We start from the raw sequence: 20587 nt of genomic DNA, 5'->3' as shown, positions 1-20587 counted from the left end.
GAGAGGTACTGGGTAGTAGCTACGATGATGCTACCCATGGGTAATAAGATGCAACCCCGTCCGGGTTTCTGTGACGCGCCCGACGGCTACTCTTGCGCTCATGTACGGCTACGACCAGAGCCCTGGCGCCCAGCAGCAGTACGCGCAGCAGACCCAGCAGCCGCAGCAGCCCATGGGTGGCTACGGCGAGCAGCCGCTGTATCCGGAGCCGTCGCCTCCGTCGCTGGGTGACGCCGTCCGGGCGTTCACGACGGGGTCGCTCCAGGCCGAGGACTTCCAGCAGATCTTCGCCACCTCGAAGGTGTACTGCCCGCGCGGCGACAACCCGGGCTTCCTTGCGCTGCACAACACCCAGCAGCCGGTGATCCCGATGTTCTCGACGCTCAAGGAGCTGCGGCGGTACGCGGGCAAGGAGTCGAAGTACTTCGTGATCACGGGTGCGGAGGTGATCGACCTGCTGCCGACGGGGTACGGCTTCGTGCTCGACATGGAGGGCGATCACCGGATGGTGTTCGACGCGAAGGCGGTCGAGCAGATGGTGGACTTCGCGATGCGCCGCATGTACGGCTGACCTCTCCCTTCTCGTTTCTCAGGGCCCGCTCCGGGCGCACGCCGGAGCGGGCCCTCTGCGTGTCCGGGCGCGGGTGCGCCCCGGGGGACCGCTTGCAGGATGTTCAGCATTCAACTAAATTGGTGGTGAGACCGAGGAGGCCCACCATGCCCGCAGTGACCGTCGACAACCCGCTGACCCTGCCCCGCGTGGCGGCTCCGGCCGACGCCGTGGCCCGTCCCGTACTCGCCGTCACCACCGCGCCCAGCGGCTTCGAGGGCGAGGGCTTCCCGGTGCGGCGCGCATTTGCGGGCATACGGTACGAACATCTCGACCCGTTCATCATGATGGACCAGATGGGTGAGGTGGAGTACGCGGCGGGCGAGCCGAAAGGGACCCCCTGGCATCCGCACCGCGGCTTCGAGACCGTCACGTATCTGATCGACGGCAGCTTCATCCACCAGGACAGCAACGGTGGCGGCGGGACCATCAGGAACGGCGACACCCAGTGGATGACGGCCGGCTCCGGCCTCCTGCACATCGAGGCCCCGCCGGAGTCGCTGGTCATGTCGGGCGGGCTGTTCCACGGGCTCCAGCTCTGGGTGAACCTCCCCGCGTCCGACAAGATGATGGACCCCCGCTACCAGGACATCCGCGGCGGCCAGGTCCAGCTGCTGACCTCGCCCGACGGCGGCGCGCTGCTGCGGGTGATCGCGGGCGAGCTGGACGGGCACGAGGGCCCCGGCATCACGCACACCCCGATCACGATGATCCACGCGACGCTGCGGCCCGGCGCGGAGGTCACGCTGCCGTGGCGCGAGGACTTCAACGGCCTCGCGTACGTCCTGGCCGGCCGCGGCTCGGTCGGTACGGACCGGCGCCCGGTGCGCACCGGGCAGACGGCGGTGTTCGGCGCGGGCGGCGCCATCACCGTACGGGCGGACGGCACGCAGGACGCGAACACGCCCGACCTGGAGGTCGTGCTGCTCGGCGGGCGGCCGATCCGGGAGCCGATGGCGCACTACGGCCCGTTCGTGATGAACAGCCACGCCGAGCTCAAGCAGGCGTTCGACGACTTCCAGGCGGGGCGTCTGGGGACGGTCCCGGCGGCGTAGGTGGTGCCGCCCGCTACCGCTGGGTGATCACCACGCTGGAGACGGCCTTGTCGTGCAGGCACTGGCGGTACGGCTTGTCCCAGCAGCACCACAGGACGTTCAGCGTGCCGAGGAACGGCACGAGCGCCATGGGGAACGTCACCCAGTACCGCCCCAGGGCCCGGAGGAAGGACAGCCGTTCGCCGTCCTGGAGCCGGACCACGCGCAGCTTGAAGAGGCGCTTCCCGAACGTGCCGCCGTAGCGCCAGGTCATGTACGGCTCGTAGCCGAGGAGCAGCGCGAGCAGGGCGGCGTAGATGACCACGGCGACCGCCTTGGAGGCCCCGCTGTCCATCCCGACGGCGTACTGAACCAGCCCCGCGCCTCCCGCCAGCACGGCCAGCGCGAGGAGCAGGATGACGCCGTCGACGAGCCGCGCCCCGAGCCGCACCCCGGGCGGCGGAAGCAGCGAGAGCGGCGGCCCCTGACCGGGCGGGGGCGGCTGCATGACGGGCGGACCGTAGCCCGTCCAGGGCTGAGAGGCGTACGGGGACGAGGGATACGGCGGCGGCACGGCGTACGGCGGCTGCGCGGCGTACGGCTGTGGACCGTAGCCGGTCCACGGCTGCGCGGCGTACGGGGGCGAAGGGGGCGCCGGGTGCCCGTCCTGCGGCGGGTGCCGCGGTGGGGTCGGCGGCTGCGGAGGTATCTGCGCTGGGTCGTCGCTCACGTCGGCTAGGAGATCAGGAGCCGCGTCCCCGGTTCCAGCGGATATTCCCCCGGCCCGTGTGACGGCACGTCACCCGGGCGGCGCTGTCCCGGAGGACAGGGGCGTGGTGGCGTGCTCGGGTGGGGGGATGCGGACGCCGTCGACGCCCTCCCTTCTGCCCGAGAGTGCTCGGCGGCTCGCCGCCTGGTGCGGGGTGTTGCTGCTGGTCTCCGGTGTGGTCGCGGTGGCGGTCTGGCTGTGCGTCACCTTCAAGACGGCCGTCACCCCCGTCCTGCTCGCCATCCTCGGCACCGCGCTCCTCGGGCCGCTGCACCGGCGGCTCGTCGCGCTGCGGCTGAACAAGTCGCTGGCCGCCGTGCTGACCTGCGTCGCCGTGGTGGCGGTGGTCGGTGGGGCCGGGTACATCGTCGTCAGCGCGCTGATCGACAGCGGCGACCAGATCCTGGCCTCGCTGCGGCAGGCCGCGAAGGACCTGTCCAAGCACTTCGGCGCCGCAGGCACCTCGCTCGACGACGTCGCGAAGAACGCCAAGAACCTGCTCGGGAAGTTCGGCGCCACCGCCGCCTCCGGCGTGCTCACCGGGATCAGCGTCGTCGGCGAGCTCATCGCCACCGCCGTGCTCGCGCTGCTGCTGATCTTCTTCTTCCTCCGCGACTCCGACCGTGTGGCGGGCTCGCTCAGATCCCTCGCGCCCGCCTCGACGGGCGAGACCGTCGAGGCCATGGCGCGGCACGCCTTCGGCGCCGTCGAGGGCTTCATGCGCGGGACGACGGTCATCGCCCTGATCGACGCCGTCTGCATCACCATCGGCCTGCTGATCCTGCGGGTGCCCGGCGCGGTCGGGCTCGGCGCGCTGGTGTTCGTCGGCGCGTACATCCCGTACCTCGGCGCCTTCATCTCCGGCGCAGTCGCCGTGCTGGTCGCGTTCGCCGACCGGGGGTGGATCATCGGCCTCTGGGCGCTGGGGGTGGTGCTCGCCGTGCAGGTGCTTGAGGGGCATGTGCTCCAGCCGGTGATCCAGAGCCGTACGGTCCAGATGCACCCGGCCGTGGTGATGCTGGCCATCACGGCGGGCGCGAGCGTCGCCGGGATCCTCGGCATGCTGCTCGCCGTCCCCGTGACGGCGGCGGCCTTCGGCGTGCTCTCCGAGCTGCGGGAGCGGTACGGGCAGTCCGCGTGAGATGCGCGGTGTGAGGTGCGTCAGTCGCGCGTGCCGTGTGCGTCGCGGCCGTCGCGGCCGTCGTGCTCGTACAGCTCGAACCAGATCGACTTGCCCTCGCCCCTCGGGTCCACGCCCCACGCGTCCGCCAGCATCTCCATCAGCAGCAGCCCGCGCCCGCTGGAGGCCAGCTCGCCGGGGCGTCTGCGGTGCGGGAGTTCGTCGCTGGCGTCGGTGACCTCCACGTGCAGCCTGCGGTCGCCGCGCTCGCCCCTGGCCTCCGCGACCAGCAGCGCGTCGTTGTCGGTGTGGACCAGGACGTTCGTGAGCATCTCGGAGACCATCAGCTCGGCCGCGTCGACCTGCTCCTGATCCGTCCAGTCGCGCAGCAGCTGACGCAGCTGCCTGCGGGCGCCCGCGATCCGTTCCGGTTCCGCCTGGGCGACGGTCAGGGCGGTGCGCCGGGCCTTCGGGCGGGCCGCGGGGGCGGGGGTACGGTCGCGGGCGAGCAGGAGCAGCGCGATGTCGTCCTCGCGCCGGTCGGCCAGCGGACCGGTGGTGTAGTGCGAGGTGGGGCCGTGTACGGCCTGGACCAGGTCGTCGGCCAGCTTCTCCAGGGAGCCGCCGCCGTGCTCCTCCATGACGGGCCGCAGCCGCTCCCAGCCGGACGCCATGTCGTGGCCGCCGGTCTCGATCAGCCCGTCCGTGCAGAGCAGGAGCGTTTCGCCGGGCTCCAGGCCGAGCCGGGTCGTCGGATAGTCCGAGTCCGCCTCGATGCCGAGCGGCAGCCCGCCCAGGGTCTGCCGGATGACCGCCGTCCCGTCGGCCGCGAGGATCACCGGGTCGGGGTGGCCCGCGCGGGCGATGTCGAGCGTCCCGGTCTCGGGGTCGACCTCCAGATAGAGGCAGGTCGCGAAGCGCGGGCCGCGGTTCTCGTACGCCGCCTGGGACTCGTACGCCGCCTGGGACTCGTAGGCCGTCCGGGACTCGTACGACGCCTTCGGTGCCGTGGAGCTCGCGTCCTCGACGCCGTCCGTGCCGTACAGCTGGAGCCCGGCGAGGAAGCGCGAGGCCCGGGAGAGGACCGCGTCCGGCCGGTGGCCCTCGGAGGCGTACGCCCGCAGCGCGATCCTGAGCTGCCCCATCAGGCCGGCGGCCCGTACGTCGTGTCCCTGGACGTCCCCGATGACCAGCGCGAAGCGCCCCGTTCCCCGGCCCCTCGGGTTTCCCGGGCCGCCGTGGCCGCCCGGGCCGCCCTGGCCGCTCCGTCCGCCCGGCAGCGGGATCATGTCGTACCAGTCGCCGCCGACCTGGAGCCCGCCGCCGGTCGGCACGTACCGCGCGGCGACCGTCATGCCCGGGATCGCCGGGCCCGTCGTCGGCATCATCGAGCGCTGGAGGCCGAGGGACAGCTCGCGCTCCGACTCGGCGGTCCCGGCGCGCGCCAGCGCCTGCGCGAGCATGCGCGCCACCGTCGTCAGGACGGACCGCTCGTCCGGCGAGAACGCGACGCGGTGCTTGAAGGCCGCCATCCAGGTGCCCAGCGTCCGGCCCGCGACGATCAGCGGGACGAACGCCCAGGAGCTGCGGTCGAAGCGCTGCACGTACTGCCAGGCGGTCGGATAGCGGCTCTCGTACTCCTCGGGGGCCGACAGATAGATGGCCCGGCCGGTCCGCACCACCTCCGCCGCCGGGTAGTCCGTGCTCAGCGCCATGTCCTCGAACGGGCCGATGTCCCCGGCGTCGTGCCCGTGGTGCCCGATGATCCGCAGCCGCTCGCCGACGACGCTGAAGACCGCGAGCCCGTCAGGCGAGAAGCCGGGCATGGACAGCGAGGCGGCGACGCGCAGCACCTCGCTGGTGGAGCGGGCCTCGGCCAGCGCCCGCCCCGCGTCCAGCAGGAACGCCTCGCGGGAGCGGCGCCAGTCGCCGGTGACCGACGTACCCTCGACCGCCGTCCCCGGGCGCGGCTCGGACACCACCTCCTGGACGGTGCCGTTCAGCTCGGACTCCGTGGTGCCGTCGGGCCGTATCCGCACGGTGGGTCTGCACCGGGACCGTACGGTGCGCAGCACCCGCCCCTCGCTGTCCACGATCCGCATCCGGGCCTCGGCCAGGGTGTCCTCGGCGAGGGCGAGCCTGATGATGCTGATGATCTCGTTCCAGTCGACCGGGTGGTAGTGGGCACGGACGACGCTCTCCGGCAGGACGGTCGGTTCGGCGGGGAGTCCGTAGAGCCGGGCCGCCTGGGCGTCGAGGGCGATCGTGTTGGACGCGCTCTCCCAGCGCCACACGCCGGTGGCGATGGCGGCCAGGACCTCCTCGGTGCGCATTGCCCCACTTTATGAATATCAGCAGACCGGACGCCACCGAGAGCGGCGCGGACCCCCGCCGAGTGCGCTGTGGTGCTCCGCCGACCGCGCTGCGGCGCTCTGCCGGGAGGGGTGTCCGTGCCGGGCGCTAACCTTGTGTCTCCTGGCACACCCCTCGATTGCTAAGACTGGATGAACGACGATGCATCGGTACAGGTCCCATACCTGCGGCCAGCTCCGCGCCTCCGACGTCGGTGCCGACGTCCGGCTGAGCGGCTGGCTGCACAATCGCCGAGACCTGGGCGGCATCCTCTTCATCGATCTCCGTGACCACTACGGTCTGGTGCAGCTCGTCGCCCGTCCCGGCACCGCCGCCAACGAAGCGCTGTCCAAGCTCACGAAGGAGACCGTCGTCCGCATCGACGGCAAGGTCTCCGCGCGCGGTGCGGAGAACGTCAACCCGGAGCTGCCGACGGGCGAGATCGAGATCGAGGTCTCCGAGGTCGAGATCCTGGGCGCGGCCGGCCCGCTGCCGTTCACGATCAACGCCGAGGACGGCGTCAACGAGGAGCGGCGTCTGGAGTACCGCTTCCTGGACCTGCGCCGCGAGCGCATGCACCGCAACATCATGCTGCGTACGGCGGTCATCTCCGCCATCCGGCACAAGATGACCGCGCTCGGCTTCAACGAGATGGCCACCCCGATCCTCACCGCGACCTCCCCCGAGGGCGCCCGTGACTTCGTGGTCCCTTCCCGGCTGAACCCCGGCAAGTTCTACGCGCTGCCGCAGGCCCCGCAGCAGTTCAAGCAGCTGCTGATGATCTCCGGCTTCGACCGCTACTTCCAGATCGCGCCCTGCTTCCGCGACGAGGACGCGCGCGCGGACCGCTCGCCGGGCGAGTTCTACCAGCTCGATGTCGAGATGAGCTTCGTCGAGCAGGAAGACGTCTTCCAGCCGATCGAGAAGCTGATGACCGAGCTGTTCGAGGAGTTCGGCGGCGGACGCCACGTCACGTCCCCGTTCCCGCGCATCCCGTTCCGCGAGTCGATGCTGAAGTACGGCAACGACAAGCCGGACCTGCGAGCCAAGCTGGAGCTGGTCGACATCTCGGACGTCTTCGCCGACTCCGGCTTCAAGGCGTTCGCGGGCAAGCACGTCCGCGCGCTGCCGGTGCCGGACACGGCGGGCCAGTCGCGCAAGTTCTTCGACGGGCTCGGCGCGTACGCGGTCGAGCACGGCGCGAAGGGCCTGGCGTGGGTGCGGGTCGGTGACGACGGCGCGCTGAGCGGCCCGATCGCCAAGTTCCTTACAGAGGACGACGTCAAGCTCCTCACCGAGCGCCTCTCGCTCGTCCCCGGCCACGCGATCTTCTTCGGCGCGGGCGAGTTCGACGAGGTCTCCAAGATCATGAGCGCGGTCCGGGTCGAGGCGGCCAAGCGCGCGGGCCACTTCGAGGAGGGCGTGTTCCGGTTCTGCTGGATCGTCGACTTCCCGATGTACGAGAAGGACGAGGAGACCGGGAAGATCGACTTCTCGCACAACCCGTTCTCGATGCCCCAGGGCGGTCTCGACGACCTGGAGACGAAGGACCCGCTGGACATCCTGGCGTGGCAGTACGACATCGTCTGCAACGGCATCGAGCTGTCGTCCGGCGCGATCCGTAACCACGAGCCCGAGCTGATGCTCAAGGCGTTCGAGATCGCGGGATACGACCGCGAGACCGTCGAGCACGAGTTCGCCGGCATGCTCCGCGCCTTCCGCCTCGGCGCCCCGCCGCACGGCGGCATCGCCCCGGGCGTGGACCGCATCGTCATGCTGCTGGCGGACGAGCCGAACATCCGCGAGACGATCGCCTTCCCGCTCAACGGCAACGCCCAGGACCTGATGATGGGCGCGCCGACGGAGCTGGACGAGTCGCGGCTGCGCGAGCTGAACATCGCGCTGCGCAAGCCGGTCGCGAAGCCGTCGGCGAAGCCGGCGGAGTAGCGGTTCTTCAGATTCTCTGCGTTTGAGTCTGAGTCTGAGTCTGAGTCTGCTTCTGCTTCTGGCTCTGGCTCAGTCTCTGCCCCTGTTCCTCCCGTCGTGATGGTTGACGGGAGGGGCGGGGGCAGAGGCTTTTTCTGTTCGGTGGTGCGAACAACTGGGCCGGGGACGGCCGGGGTTGTCGGGTTGAGCCGTCACTTCACTTGAATGCTCACAGTCACCATCGATTTACGGAAAGTAAAACAGCTGTCACGGGGAAAGGTCCTTTCCATGAACCACGACGGTGAACAGCGCAACCAGTACGACCAGTACGACCAGAGCAACCAGAGTCTCCAGAGCAACCAGGGTCACCAGCCCGACCAGAGCCGTCGGCACGACCACTGCGTGACCTTTCGGCTTCCCGGGCACCCCAGGAGCGTCGGCCGGGCACGGGATGTGCTGCGGCGCGACTTCGGACTGCTCGGGGAGCCCGGTGACACCGCCGCGCTGCTGCTGTCGGAACTCGTCACCAACGCCCTGCGCCACGGGAGCCCGCGCGGGCGGGAGATCGCCGTCAACCTGTTCCGCGTCGAGGAGCTGCTCGGGCTGGAGGTCGAGGACGCGGGCGAGTGCCTGCCCCGGCCGCGCGTTTCGGAGCCGGACGACGAGTGCGGGCGTGGGCTCGCGCTGATCGACGCGCTGGCCGACGACTGGGGGGTGGCGCCCAGGAGCGGGCCTGGGAAGCGGGTGTGGGCGACGCTGAAAGTGGTGGGGCGGGGTGAGCCGGGCGGGCCCGGCGGTCCGGGCGCGCGGAGCGAGTGGGGCGAGCGCGGCGAGCGCGGCTGCCGGAGCTGTCGGACGCTGAGTCCCGAGCCGCCCGATCTGCGCGACCGGGCGTCACAGCCAGGTCGTTGACACGATCGCGCGCGCTGCCGCGACTTCGTGGCGCAGGGGGGCCAGGGGGCTCCGCTCGTCGGCCTCGGTTCGCGTTTCGGCCTCGGTTTCCGCTGCGGGTACGGATCCGGCCTCGGCGTACGGGTACGGATCAGGCCGTACCCGTGCCCGTGCCCGTACCGCCGTGCGGCTCGACCGTACGGCCTCGGCCAGTTCCCGCAGTTGGCGTTCGACGCCGGCGACCTCGGCGGGGGAGGGCGGCCGGGCGCCGTGGTCGACGCGGACCCGGGCCGCCGTGGTCGCGTCCACGACGCGCTCCACCGCGACGACGAGCGGCCACCAGGCCATGGCGCGGGTGCCGGTGGGCGGGGGTTCGGTCAGGGCCCGCTGGAACTCGGTGCGTACGACCGAGAGTTCGCGGTAGATACGGCGGCGCTGCCGCACCCGTTCCGGCTGGTCGGCGCCGGGCGCGAAGGCGCTCCTTACGTACTCCGCCGTGTCGTCCACCGCGGTCGCCAGCCGGGTGCCGACCCGGGTGTGCCAGCTCTCCGGCCAGAGCAGATAGCCCGCCACCAGCGCGATCCCACAGCCGATCATGCTGTCGGTGAAGCGCGGGAGCACCAGGTCGAAGCCCTCGTGGTTGAGGGTGTCCGAGATCAGCAGGATCACCGGGGTGATGGCCGCCGTCTGGAACGCGTACCCCTTCGCCGACACCGCCGGCACGATCCCCGCGAGCACCAGCATCACCCCCACGTCCCACCACCCGCGCGGGGTCGCCGACAGCACCGCCGCCGCGACGACCAGCCCGGCCACCGTGCCCAGCGCGCGGAGCACGGCGCGCGAGAAGACCGAGCCGTAGTCCGGCTTGAGGATGAAGGTGACGGTGAGCGCGACCCAGTACGAACGCGGCACGGTGACGAGCGAGACCAGCGCCTGGGCGAGGCCGATGCAGAGCGCGAGGCGGAGCCCGTAGCGCCAGGACGCGGCGGAGAGCAGGACGTCGCGGGCGGCGCGGCGGGCACGGACGCGGAGGGCGGCGGGGCGGCCGAGGCGGTCGGTGGTGTTGGAGGTGGCGCTGGTGGCGGCGCTGGTGGCGCTGGTGGTGGCCGTGGCCGTGGCGGTGGTGGTGTTCGCGAGCGTGGTTGTCTCGGCGGTTCCGGCGGTTCCGGTCGTTCCGGTTGTCTCGTGCACCACCGACGCCGCGTGCCGCAGCGCCGTATCCACCGCCCGCTCGGCGGGGGTCCCGGGCGCCGGCAGCTCCGGGGGCGGCCCGCCCGTACGGCCGGTGGCGACCGCGTCGGCCAGCTCCCGTACCGCCGCGGGGACGGCGGTGGGCAGCGGGCGGCCACCGGCCGTCAGATGTACGGCGGGTGTGGCCTCGACCAGTGGGATGACCACATTGAGCTGGGCGAGCAGCCGTACGAGGCCGGCGGAGCGGCCGTGCTCGCGGGCGCGGCGGGCGAGGACGAGGTCGTAGGCGTGGTTGAGGGCGTCGGTGACCGCTTGGCGTTTCGTGTCGTACGTGTCGTCCGCGTCGTACGTGTCGTGCGTACCGTCCGCCGCCGGGGTACGGCCCGCCGCCTCCAGCAGGTCCGCCAGCGCGCGGTACGTCCGGGCGACGGCGGCCCGTTCCGGTCCCCGGCCGCGCAGCGGCCAGGCCAGCAGCGACAGGACGAGGACGAACAGCCCGCCCAGCGACAGCAGCAGCGGCGCCACCCACCACGGCTCCGGCAGCCGCAGCCCCGCGCCCACCACCGCGTTGATCAGGAGCAGCAGCCCGGATACGGAGGCCACCGCGCCGATCGACGAGATCATCCCGGAGACGAGCGCGACCAGCGTCAGCACCCCGACGGCGAGCCAGCCGCCCTGCCCTTGGCCCTGCCCGTGGACGAGCGTGCCGATCGTGACGCCGACGGCTCCGAAGAGCTGCGGGAGCGCGATGTTGAAGATCCGCATCCGGTACGCGTCGGCGGTGTCGCCGAGGATGGCGAACAGCGCGCCCATCGACACCAGCGCGCCGTAGTCCGTCCGGTCCGTGGCGAGGCCGACCGCCAGGGGCGTGGCCAGGGCGACGGCGGCGCGGGCGACGGCGGCCCGGGGGACGGGGGCGGGGTGGGGACGCAGGTTCGCGAGGAGCCATGCGGGTGGGGCGAGGCGGGGGGAGCGGGGGTGAGAGCGCGAGCGGGAGCGCTGCTCGGGGGCGTGCTTGGGGGCTTGCTCGGGGGCGGGGGACTGGTCCGTCACCGGCTCAGGCCTGGTATCCCTCGACCTCGCCCGCGGGCCGTAGCGTCGCCTCGTCGGGGTTCTCGCCGTACTCCGACTTGGCGCGGCGCTGCCGCAGCAGGTCCCAGCACTGGTCGAGCCGTACCTCCACGGCGCGCAGCCGCTGCTGGTCGTCGTCCGTGAGGCCCTGTCGCTCGGTGGAACGGTCGCGGAGGGCGCGTTCCTCGGCGACCAGGTCGTTGATGTTCCGGAGGATCGCGTCGTCGCCGCCCCGGGGGTTCGCGAAGTTCATGGTTCGATCCTCCCGCCGTACTACCGCGCCTGCACGTCGGCTGCCTGTGTGCCGGTCTCCTGCTCGCCGGTCTCCTGCTCGTCGACCGCCCGGAGGTCGAGCCCGACGAGCAGCGACCGGTGGTCGGTGTCCGCCAGGTCGATGAAACGGGCGCTCCGTACGGAGAAGTCCTCGCCGCTCACCAGCACATGATCGATCTGCGCCCCCAGCGGCCTGGGCACGCCGGCCGGCCAGGACGGCGTCCGGCCCTCCCCCGCCAGCAGCGCGCTGTCGCGCAGCCCGCCGCTCTTCAGGAGGGCGCGGAAGGCGGCGTGGTCGCGGGTGGCGTTGAAGTCGCCCGCCACGATGACCGGACCGCCCGCCTCGCGCGCGGCGGCGGCGTACGTACGGATCCGGCCCAGCTCCGTACGCCAGTCGTCGACCATGCCGGGGATGGGCGGCAGCGGGTGGGCGAGCTGGAGGTGGACCGTACGGCCGCCGATCCGGGCGGTGGAGCCCGGCATGGCGAGGGTGCCCTCGACGCCGGCGGCGTCGGTGAGCGGGAAGACGGACAGGATGGCGGAGCCCTCGGCGCGGGAGGCCTTGACGACGTTGCGGTACGGGTAGTCCTTGGCCGGGATCCGGTCGGCGAGGAGGCGCGCGCAGACGAATTCGCACTCCTGGACGAAGACGAGGTCGGGCTTCTCGCGGCGGATGGTGTCGATGAGGCCGAGCGTTCCCTGGCCGAACTCGACGTTGGAGGTCAGGACGCGGAGATGGGTGGGGGCGGGGCCGTCGGAGGCGGTGTTGGTGCCGGTACCGGTGCTGGTGCGGGTGCCGGTGCCGGTGCCGGTGCTCGTGGCTGCGGCTGCGTCTGCGGCGTAGTCGCCGGGCTGGGCTCCCTGCGCGTCGTACGTGCGGACCGACCACCCCGTCGCGGCGAGCACCACCAGCGCCCAGACCATCCCCGTACGCCAGCGCAGCAGAGCGGCGGACAGCGCGGCGAGCGTGAGCGGCACGAGAAGCCAGGGGAGGAAGGCGAGGAGCTGCGGTACGGGGGTGACGGCGTCGGTGCCGAGGAGGCGGCAGCCGGTGAGGAGGGTGGCGCCGAGGAGGAAGAGCCCCGTGGCGGCGGCGAGGAGGCGCTCGTGGAGCGGGCGGGAGGTGGGTTGGTCGGTGGGGTGGTGGTCGCTGGAGTGGTTGGAGTGGTTGGCGGTCAACTGCGGCACGTTCACGGGCGGGCCTCTCGCTCGACAAGGGCTCGCGCCCCGTCCCATCCCATCAGACGCCGTACGTGGACGGTCCGTTGGCCATGCGCAGGTGCCTGCGTCGGTGCGTACATCCCCGTAGGCACACGTACGCGCATACGGGGACAGCGACGTCTGCCGCTGTTCCCGTATGCGCGTTGTGTGTTGGAGGGAGGTTGGTGGGTTTGTTGGTGGTGGTGCGGGTTCGGGGTCCGGCGTCAGGTCCTCGCACCGGATCCGATCCCGCGGTGGCTTGCCAGCGCCCACATCACGTACGCCGAGAGCGCCATGCCCACGACTGCCCAGACCGGCTTGTACGGCAGGTACATGAACTGCGCGACCAGGTTCAGTGCCGCGATCCCTATACCGACGTACCGGGCCCACTTGGCGCGGGTGGCGAGAAGCGCCAGCCCTGTGAGGGCGAGCAGCACGCCGAGCGCGAGGTGGATCCAGCCCCATGAGGTGATGTTGAACCGGTAGGCGTAGCCCGTGACGCTGTCGAGGAAAGAGTCCCTTCTGATGCCGGTGATGCCCTGGAGGATGTTGGTCGCCCCTGTGACCACCATCAGGACACCGGCAAGGATGCTGCCGCCGACAGCCCAGGCGGCCTTTCGCTCGGCATGCGCGCCGGTGCCGGAACCGTAACTGGTGCCGAAGTCCGACGACGTGCTCATGCCCCTTCCTGTGCCAGTGGTGCCTGTGCCCATGCCCGTGCCTGAGGTGGGGGGCCTGTGTGCTGTGTTCTGGCTCATACAGCCCATGGTGCTCCAGATGGAACAAAAGGGACATTCGAGTGGGTGGTATCGGGATAAAGATTAAGTAAAGGCCGGTATGTCGGCTGGTCAGGTGCGGGATGGGCGGGGGGAGGTGCGGGGCGATGGGTGCGGTGATGGGTGGGGTGAGGCGGCGGGAGGCGAGGTGCGACGCGGGTAGCGAGGCCGGGTGCGAGGCGGGGTGGGGGCGGACGGCGGCGACGTGGTCGTGTGCCGCGAGCCGCGAAGGCGGCCGGTGAGCCACGCGCCGAGGGACAGGACCAGGCCGGCGGCCATGACGGACCAGGCGGCCGTACGCAGTGAGACGGTCAGCGCGTCGTAGAGCGCGCGGGCCGCGGAACGGTCGCCGTTGTTCGGCAGGTCCGCCAGTACGGAACCCCGGGCCACCGCGACCGCGATGACCAGCAGCCCGGCGCCGATCGCGAAGGCGGCGCCGACGCGGACCAGCGTGCGGCGGCGGTCGGCGGCGAGCAGGACGGCCACCGCCGTGAGCACCAGCGTCCCCACGGCGGGCCGGATTCCGGCGGCGCGGAGTCCTTGGGCGACGTGGCGCCAGATGCCGAGGCTGTTGGACTCCAGGACGGTGATCTCCGTGTGCCGCACGGGAATGCGGTTGGCGAACGGCACGTTGTCGGTCACCAGCTGTCGCTTCACCTGCTCGGCGATGGGCGCCAGGTCGATGATCACCGTACGGCCGCGTGTGCCGGGCGCGTTTTTCCCGTTGCCGTTGTCGCCGCTGAGGACTTCGGCGGCGGCGGAGTGAACGGCGCGGGCGGCGGTCCGCCAGGCGTTGCTGAAGGCTTCGGTGGTCGCGAAGGACAGGACGGCTTCGTGCAGCAGATTCCGGACGCTCTGCTGGAGCGGACCGACTCTGACCTGCGTCATGACCTCGTCGGTGATCCGGTCGGCGACCGCCTGCCGTACGTGGGGGTCCGAGTCGAGCGGCGCCACGGTCGAGACGAAGCGGCCGGTGTCACCGACCTCCAGGTCGGACCAGGCGGCGATGGCGCTGAGGGGGGTGAGCAGCGCGAGCAGGACGATCAGGGCGCTGGAGACGCGGGCGAGGGAGCGGGCGACGGAGGAGGGCACTCTTCTAGGGGATGGCGCGCGGGCGGCGGGCGCGAGCGGGGCGCCGCCGACCCGGTGAGGTTGACGAGCGGGACGGCCGGGTGTGCTCTGGAGTGGGGGGCGTAGGGAAGGAGTTCCCGGTCATGGCCACACCTGTACGGATGCCGACGCGGCACCGCGCCTCATGGCACCGCGTAGCACGGCCCGCCACCGTCACCACCGCCACCGTCGGTACCGCTGCCGCTGCGGCACCTGGGCGGGCGACGACGACCGCCCTGGCGGGCGCCACGAGGTTCGACACCTCGTACGGCGTCACCGCCGGCGCCACGGTCGTTCACGGCGCAACCACCCGCCGACGTCACCGTCTGTCCCCTCTTGCTCTGGGGATACCGCTCGTCCTGGGCATCATCTACGGCGCCTACGCGGCAGCCATCGCCCGCGACGGCGGCCAGGCCACGAACGGCCAGCTGGCCCTCGCGCTGGTCTCCGGAGTGGTGCTGTTCGCCCTGCTGGTCGGGCTCCTTCTCGTACAGCACTCCCTGCCCCGCGAACCACGCGCCGCCGCCTGGGGCGCGGTAACGGGCGCGGCGGTCGGCTTCTTGGTGTGCCTCTCGGGCCACAGCGTCTTCTCGTCCTCGGGCCTGGGACTGCTGATCGCGGCGTGCGTGACGGCGGCGGTGTTCTACGTGCTGTACACACGAGAGCCGCGAGAGAGTTGAGGTGGGCTGAGCTGCCGGTGTTGGGTGTGGGTCAGGGCGGTTTTGAGTGGGGTGGGTGGGTGGCGGGGGTTGTTGGGATGGGGGCCGCCCCTCCTGGTGTGAGTGTCGCGTCTCCGTGTCAGGTGTAAAGGGCGCTCCTGCGTCGCGTCGCTGCGCGATGACCTTCGGTCACCCTTGACTCCTGTCCCGGAGTCGCAAGTGCGGCTTTTCGGGAGGGGCGGCCGGGGGGAGACCCTACACCCTGGGAACTGGGAAAACACCGGGTCCGGGACATGCAGAAGCCCCGCCCGACACGTGGTCGAACGGGGCTGCTCTGCTGTCTCAGGACCGGGCTACGCGGCCCGTAGCGGCTCACCGGGGGTGGCGCGCACGGGGCGTTTGTAGAGGCAGTCAGGGCATACGTACTGGACGTATCCGGGGCCGCTCACGCGTTCCACGTAGCCGATCTCTATCGGGGCACCGGTCATCGTCCCGCACGCGACGCAGACCACATCCGGAACGGTGACAGCGTCCGGGACGACGACGCGCAGCCACGCCTGCCCCCATGCGTTCCGGTGGTCCCCCTCATGATCGGCACCGAGCACGCACGGGATGCTGTTGATTCCGATGGGCGGTCGCCCCTCGAACCCGGGACGCTGCGCGCCGCACGTTTCTGTGAGGGCGTTCACGCGGTCACCCCCGTACGGACCTGGTGGACGCCGTGACCGGTGTACGGGTAATCGACACCGTGGGCAGCGAACCCTGCCGCGTAGCAGCGTTCCCGCTGAACCGGGGTGAGCCGCATGGTTTCCTCGGCCCGGAAAATCTCCCGGGCTTCCCTCGCGCTGGGGGCCGTCCACGGCTTCGACCACGGGCTGACCGGGGTGCCCGGCGCTGCTGAGGCTGCTACGGGTTCCGCGCGGCGCTTCCCGGTAGCGGGCAGCATCGCGGCAAGGATGAGGCGCAGGCATGCCACAAGGGCACGCGCGATAGAGTGACGCACGTCGGCAACTCCTGAGGTTGTCGGCCACGCCCCGGGAGTGTTGACGCACTCGCCGGGGTTTCTGTTTGATGTTGTGTCAGGGACCGTAACACCCCGGTCCGGACACCGGGAAGTCCCCACCGCCCACGGCGCGTTGACGTACTACGGGAGATCAACGACCGTCACGCCGCGCAGTTCACGGTAGAGCCGGGATGCGAGCATGCCCGGAAGTCTCCTCTTGCTGTACGCGGAGAGCACGTCATCCTCAGTGGTGACCCAACCGTCCAGCGTCAAGCGGTAGACGATCCCCGCCACCCCGTACAGGGGAGCTTTCCGGGCACGCAGCACGACGTACGGCCCGTGGCGCAGATGCGGACACTGCCGCGCGGACACCCGGGCGTGTTCGGCGCACACGGGCGGCATCGACGTGAGGGAACGTTCGGGCCATGTCGGCGGCGATTCCTCGCGCTGCCAGTCGATGAACAGCCATCCCTGCCGGTTCCGGTCGGCGGGCTCCCTGCACACCTGACACAACATGCGTTCCATGCATTCCCGTTGACGGCGCGGGTGCATCGAATGATAGAGAACCTTGCCCGGACCCGTGGTTTCCTCCATGCGAGCCCACAAGTTCCCGTGCTTGTCACGGTCCCCGGGACGCTTGCTCTTGTAAGCGAGCCGGTACCCATTCGGACTGTCCTCGATTTCCAGCTCCGATTGGAACGTGGCCACTTCGGTACTGAGTAAGGCGACGTAGGGGGTTAACAGCGACATGCGTCTCTGGCTCCTTGGCGGTACGTGGCCCCGTGCTGGGGCGGAGTTACTTGTCGTGGGTCACAATCACGATGATGAGCACGGCAATACCGACCCACACAACGGCAGAGGCAAGCGCCCAACCGATCTTTTGCGGGGCGCGCTTCACCACTGGATTTTTCCTAAGGTCATGTCCCCGCCGGCACACGTCCGGCAGGGAACTTTGAAGGCGTAGTGGCAGACGTCGCATCCCTCGAACCCGCAGCACACCGGGCACCAGACTTCACGGAATCCGATACATTCCCCGCAGTGCGGGCCTTTGCGGGGAGTTTCGGTTTCTGAGCGGCGATTGCGGGCGGTCACCCGGGTCTCCGCCTGGTCCGGTCTCTCTCCTTTTCCAGAAGGGGCCGGATGCGTTCCATGGCGGGACTGTGCGACCGGTCGTCGTCACCCGCGTACGGGGGCGGCCTGTCCGGGCACTCAGGATGTCCGCACTCACACGGTGGCCACCGAAGCACGGACCCGGTCGGCTGCCCGCTCACCGGGCTCACCACGTCTCACCCGGACCCGGCACGGAGAGCGCGAGAAGCCCGTCCGCGATACGGCGTAACCCCTCAGCGTCCGGCACCCCGGTGTAGCCCGTGCGAGGTACCCAGTCCGGAGCAAGTCGCCAGAAGCCCCCCGCTGCTATGAGCGTGTGTAACTCGTCGGTGTCGCTTGCAAGTCGACTCACCGGTGACAGTGCGGTCTGTTTCTTCGGCATATTGGCTGCCATACGGCCACCATCGGCGTGTTACCGAAGCGGCCCTAGTGGCAAGGGCAGTGGCAAGCCATTGCGACGTTGCCTAGATGACCAGGACTAGTGGCAGCCGTAGTGGCACTCTGGAGCTATGGGCATCGGGCAACTGATCAAGGACCTACGAACGACGCGTGGTTGGAGCCAAGGGAGACTTGCAGCGGAGATCAACGAAGCGTTCGGGACAGGGCTCACGCGGGAGTACGTGAGCGGCTGGGAGCGTTGCAAGGTGAAGCCGGGCCCGTTCTACCTGCGGTGCCTGTCTGCTGTGCTGGACGTTCCGCTCGCAGTACTTGAGGGTGAAGTGAAACGACGTACATTTATCAGTGACATCGCAGCTACTGCCATAGCCCCTGTAGTTGCCTCCGATCTCCTCGCTGCCGGTTTCAGCGCGCGACTCTCCGGCGGCCCTTCCGTAGATGAATGGGAGGACAAGCTTTCCATTTATGGAACCGAGTACATGTCTATGGGGGCTTCAGATATTCAGCGTCGAGTTTCCGGGGAACTCGTTACGGTTCAACAGCAACTGGACAACCCGCAACTCTGGTCTGTCGCATCCCGACTGATGACGCTTTACGCGAAAACATTTCCCGGATCAGATGGCGCGAAAGCTGTAAATTGGTACCGAATGGCGGCCAGAGCAGCCGATGAATCTGGAGATCACAACTCCCGAGTGTGGGTAAGAGGACGCGCCGCAATCGCGCTCGGCTACGAGGGTGCCTCGCTAGGTATGGCCGATATCTTCGCCGACCAGGCTATGGCCATTAGCGAAAAGCCATCCTTGGGACTTCTTAACGCAGTCATGGGGAAAGCGCATGCGGCTGCAATTCGCGGAGACTTCGGAACAGCCAGAAAGCTAATGGATGACGGGCGCCGCATCTTCGATTCGGCTGGTTCATATCAGCAAACGAGTGACTACGCCGTTCCTTGGTGGCGCATGAACGTCTTCATTTCATTGCTCGCGGCCCGATTGGGCGACGAGAACACGGCGGTAGCGGCCCAAGATGCGGCACGGCAAGAACTCCCGAAGGAGCTACCGCGATTTGCTACTCACCTAGAAATGCACAGAGGTTTGATGCTGGTTCGCTCGGGTGACAAATCCGGCGGGATCGAATATGCGCAGGATGCCCTAAATTCACTTCCCAAGGAAAAGCACTCACTGACACTTAGGCTACTTATGGACGAGATCAAGAAATCGTGAATATCGAAATACAGAAACCCCCGTACCCGCCGCCCTGGTCAAGGGAGACGAGCGCGGGGGCTCTGTGGTGCGATCAGCCGTTCGCTACGCCCCGGAGGCGCGCGGCAGCCTTACCGCCGAACATGGCGAGTCCGCAGTAGAAATCAATCCGGGTTCGGAAAACCGGCTTTTCGTGGGCTTCGCCCAAATCGGTTGCCTGAATCCCGCCGTTGGTGAGACCGGTTACCCCGGTGTCAGCCTCTGATGCGCCGAACCGGACAGCGTACATGTCGCTGGTCTCCTTACCGTCCTCGCCGATTGTCAGCGGGATAACGTCCGTCCCGTCGAGATTCTGGCCGGCATCCAGAAGAGGAACACCGTTCCACATGGGGGCGCGCTTTCCCCCGATCTCGCTGACAAGGAGTTCGCTGCCGCCCAGTCGCCGGAATCCCGACTTGATCTTGGCGATTATCTCACCATTGGTATAGATGGCGCCGTTCGATCCACTGAGTCCGTTAACCCGCGCGACCAGGGAATCCAGCGCATCGAAAAACGCAAAGCCATCCGCCACCGGGGCAAGCCCCTCGGCATCGACCACCTGTGAGCCGATCAGCCTCTTACGGAGACCATCGAAACCCATAGGGTTAACCATAATGTCACCGTTGAAGAACTGATCGGAAAAGTGGATCGACGCAGCCTTGATCTTCATGTGCGTGTGAATAGCGCGCTGCTCATTCAGATTACTTCGCGTCTGCACAATGAACTTGTCAACGTCCGCGTCACCGCCGAGAATGGCGAGATTTTCGATCCGCTGATTGACCGCACCAACACTCTCCGGATACGCCTCGTTCACGGCGCGGAAAGCGACACCGGGAAGCTTCGATTCCTCGTTGTACCTGTACGCGCTCCCCTGGACGTTGATAAGCGGCAGCCGGTCGAGAATCGGCGATTCCTGAATGAACATCTCGATTACGCCGAGCTTGAGCATGTCCATAGTGAGCTTGCCGGATTCAGCAAGAGTCAGAGCCACAGTTATTTCTCCAATTTTATTTCAGCATTGTTCGCGCGGTAATCAGTCCCAGATGTCCGAGTCGTCATCATCGAATTCCGGCGCAGCAATAGCGGACCGTGCACTCGGCGAGAGACCCAACTCCCGGATGTACCGGGCAAGTTGCGTCCGGTACTGCGCTGCGATCGTTGCGGCGCCGTTCTTCACCGTTCCACGCTCGGCGGTCACCATCAGCCCACGCTCTGAAAGATCCCGCTCGGCCTGGTCGATACGCGCGACACATATGCACAAGTCTTTGACGGTCGTATGGTCTACTTCGCCAATACCGGCGGCAACTTCCAACACCGGTACTACGCGCCGCCATTCAGTGGAGGCCACATTCCGGCAACGCTCGTTCGCTGATTCAACGGCGGGATCGGGTGAAGTCTTGAAAACCTCGTTCCAATCCGGCTCGGCGAGGATCGCACGAGGGATTACCACTCCCTCTTTGATCGGTGTCTTTGACGGGTTGCCCTCGCGTGCCCGCTGGACAGCCGACGTGGGACGGTATCGGTCGGCCATAAATCCTCGCTTCCTTTTGGTGCGTTCAATCGGGGCTCCAAAAACGCCTTCAGCTCCGGAGAGAGTTTTTCTCCTCCCTGCCGATCTGGAGCGGGAGGAGAGGGGAGTACCCCCCTGGTCGGGCTGCGCCCTATGTCCGAATTGGCTTCGCATTCGCGGCAGCCCAACCGCCCGGTTGCCGTTGCGCGGTCTCGCGGTTGTGACACTGCGTGCACAGCGGACGAAGCCTGTTGAACGCGTCCGGCTCGGCGACCCCTTGCGCCACCAGCTCACGCCGAGACAAGGGGAAGTGGTCAGCGACCGTCGCCGTGCGACCGCACAGCAGAC

At 69.0% G+C, this 20587-nt stretch carries 18 protein-coding genes; 7 read left to right on the top strand and 11 right to left on the bottom strand.

Going from position 1 to position 20587, the window contains the following annotated elements; genetic code table 11:
- Nucleotides 1-100 precede the first annotated feature (100 nt).
- Nucleotides 101-571 carry an SseB family protein gene (locus tag AB0389_RS08775; protein WP_114660136.1) on the top strand — a complete coding sequence of 157 codons (471 nt, stop codon included), beginning with the start codon at nt 101-103 and terminating at the stop codon, nt 569-571.
- Nucleotides 572-717: 146 nt separating this feature from the next.
- The gene (locus AB0389_RS08770) at nt 718-1665 is read left to right on the top strand and encodes a pirin family protein (protein WP_366394605.1); all 948 of its coding nucleotides are present in this window, start codon (nt 718-720) and stop codon (nt 1663-1665) included.
- 13 nt (nt 1666-1678) lie between these two features.
- On the opposite strand, the gene AB0389_RS08765 is transcribed toward AB0389_RS08770, so the two are convergent.
- Nucleotides 1679-2374, bottom strand: a complete 696-nt coding sequence (locus tag AB0389_RS08765) for an RDD family protein (RefSeq protein ID WP_366394604.1) — start codon at nt 2372-2374, stop codon at nt 1679-1681.
- 127 nt (nt 2375-2501) lie between these two features.
- Between AB0389_RS08765 and AB0389_RS08760 the strand changes: the two genes are divergently transcribed.
- A complete protein-coding gene (locus tag AB0389_RS08760) occupies nt 2502-3554 on the top strand; it encodes an AI-2E family transporter (protein WP_366394603.1) in 1053 nt (350 codons plus the stop codon).
- Nucleotides 3555-3574: 20 nt separating this feature from the next.
- On the opposite strand, the gene AB0389_RS08755 is transcribed toward AB0389_RS08760, so the two are convergent.
- Nucleotides 3575-5866 (bottom strand): SpoIIE family protein phosphatase, encoded by a 2292-nt coding sequence (locus AB0389_RS08755; RefSeq protein ID WP_366394602.1) that lies wholly within the window; start codon nt 5864-5866, stop codon nt 3575-3577.
- A 181-nt stretch (nt 5867-6047) separates the two neighbouring features.
- On the opposite strand from AB0389_RS08755, the gene aspS reads away from it, so the two are divergent.
- Nucleotides 6048-7832 (top strand): aspartate--tRNA ligase, encoded by a 1785-nt coding sequence (gene aspS / locus AB0389_RS08750; protein WP_366394601.1) that lies wholly within the window; start codon nt 6048-6050, stop codon nt 7830-7832.
- Nucleotides 7833-8099: 267 nt separating this feature from the next.
- Complete coding sequence (locus AB0389_RS08745; protein ID WP_366394600.1) at nt 8100-8723, top strand: ATP-binding protein; 624 nt, start codon at nt 8100-8102, stop codon at nt 8721-8723.
- Here AB0389_RS08745 and AB0389_RS08740 read toward each other — a convergent pair.
- The 5 genes from AB0389_RS08740 to AB0389_RS08720 all read right to left on the bottom strand — a co-directional run bounded on the left by AB0389_RS08740 (nt 8706) and on the right by AB0389_RS08720 (nt 14305).
- Complete coding sequence (locus AB0389_RS08740) at nt 8706-10826, bottom strand: FUSC family protein (RefSeq protein WP_366394731.1); 2121 nt, start codon at nt 10824-10826, stop codon at nt 8706-8708. The two genes, AB0389_RS08745 and AB0389_RS08740, sit on opposite strands and share 18 nt — an antisense overlap.
- Nucleotides 10827-10950: 124 nt before the next feature.
- Complete coding sequence (locus tag AB0389_RS08735; protein WP_366394599.1) at nt 10951-11217, bottom strand: DUF2630 family protein; 267 nt, start codon at nt 11215-11217, stop codon at nt 10951-10953.
- Between the two features lie 20 nt (nt 11218-11237).
- Nucleotides 11238-12416 carry an endonuclease/exonuclease/phosphatase family protein gene (locus AB0389_RS08730; RefSeq protein ID WP_366394598.1) on the bottom strand — a complete coding sequence of 393 codons (1179 nt, stop codon included), beginning with the start codon at nt 12414-12416 and terminating at the stop codon, nt 11238-11240.
- 245 nt (nt 12417-12661) lie between these two features.
- Entirely contained in the window at nt 12662-13117 is a 456-nt protein-coding gene (locus AB0389_RS08725) for a hypothetical protein (RefSeq protein ID WP_366394597.1), read from the bottom strand.
- A 168-nt stretch (nt 13118-13285) separates the two neighbouring features.
- Complete coding sequence (locus AB0389_RS08720) at nt 13286-14305, bottom strand: hypothetical protein (RefSeq protein ID WP_366394596.1); 1020 nt, start codon at nt 14303-14305, stop codon at nt 13286-13288.
- A 122-nt stretch (nt 14306-14427) separates the two neighbouring features.
- Here AB0389_RS08720 and AB0389_RS08715 point away from each other — a divergent pair, with 122 nt between their 5' ends.
- Nucleotides 14428-15003: a hypothetical protein gene (locus AB0389_RS08715; protein ID WP_366394595.1), complete on the top strand. Its 576-nt coding sequence runs from the start codon at nt 14428-14430 to the stop codon at nt 15001-15003.
- A gap of 332 nt (nt 15004-15335) precedes the next feature.
- Here AB0389_RS08715 and AB0389_RS08710 read toward each other — a convergent pair whose 3' ends face one another.
- Together AB0389_RS08710 and AB0389_RS08705 are read right to left on the bottom strand one after the other, a co-directional pair.
- Nucleotides 15336-15587 carry a hypothetical protein gene (locus AB0389_RS08710; RefSeq protein WP_366394594.1) on the bottom strand — a complete coding sequence of 84 codons (252 nt, stop codon included), beginning with the start codon at nt 15585-15587 and terminating at the stop codon, nt 15336-15338.
- A gap of 539 nt (nt 15588-16126) precedes the next feature.
- Nucleotides 16127-16735 carry a hypothetical protein gene (locus AB0389_RS08705; protein ID WP_366394593.1) on the bottom strand — a complete coding sequence of 203 codons (609 nt, stop codon included), beginning with the start codon at nt 16733-16735 and terminating at the stop codon, nt 16127-16129.
- A gap of 869 nt (nt 16736-17604) precedes the next feature.
- Here AB0389_RS08705 and AB0389_RS08700 point away from each other — a divergent pair.
- Nucleotides 17605-18711: a helix-turn-helix transcriptional regulator gene (locus AB0389_RS08700; RefSeq protein ID WP_366394592.1), complete on the top strand. Its 1107-nt coding sequence runs from the start codon at nt 17605-17607 to the stop codon at nt 18709-18711.
- A gap of 73 nt (nt 18712-18784) precedes the next feature.
- On the opposite strand, the gene AB0389_RS08695 is transcribed toward AB0389_RS08700, so the two are convergent.
- Nucleotides 18785-19720, bottom strand: a complete 936-nt coding sequence (locus AB0389_RS08695; protein ID WP_366394591.1) for a major capsid protein — start codon at nt 19718-19720, stop codon at nt 18785-18787.
- Nucleotides 19721-19762: 42 nt separating this feature from the next.
- Nucleotides 19763-20260, bottom strand: coding sequence for a phage terminase small subunit P27 family (locus tag AB0389_RS08690; RefSeq protein WP_366394590.1), 498 nt, complete (start codon nt 20258-20260; stop codon nt 19763-19765).
- Nucleotides 20261-20587 lie beyond the last annotated feature (327 nt).

This window comes from Streptomyces sp. NPDC093109, assembly GCF_040701725.1.
Classification (GTDB): Bacteria; Actinomycetota; Actinomycetes; order Streptomycetales; family Streptomycetaceae; genus Streptomyces.
The sequence above is the reverse complement of the archived record's forward strand: the minus strand, read 5'-3'. Positions and strand labels throughout refer to the sequence as shown.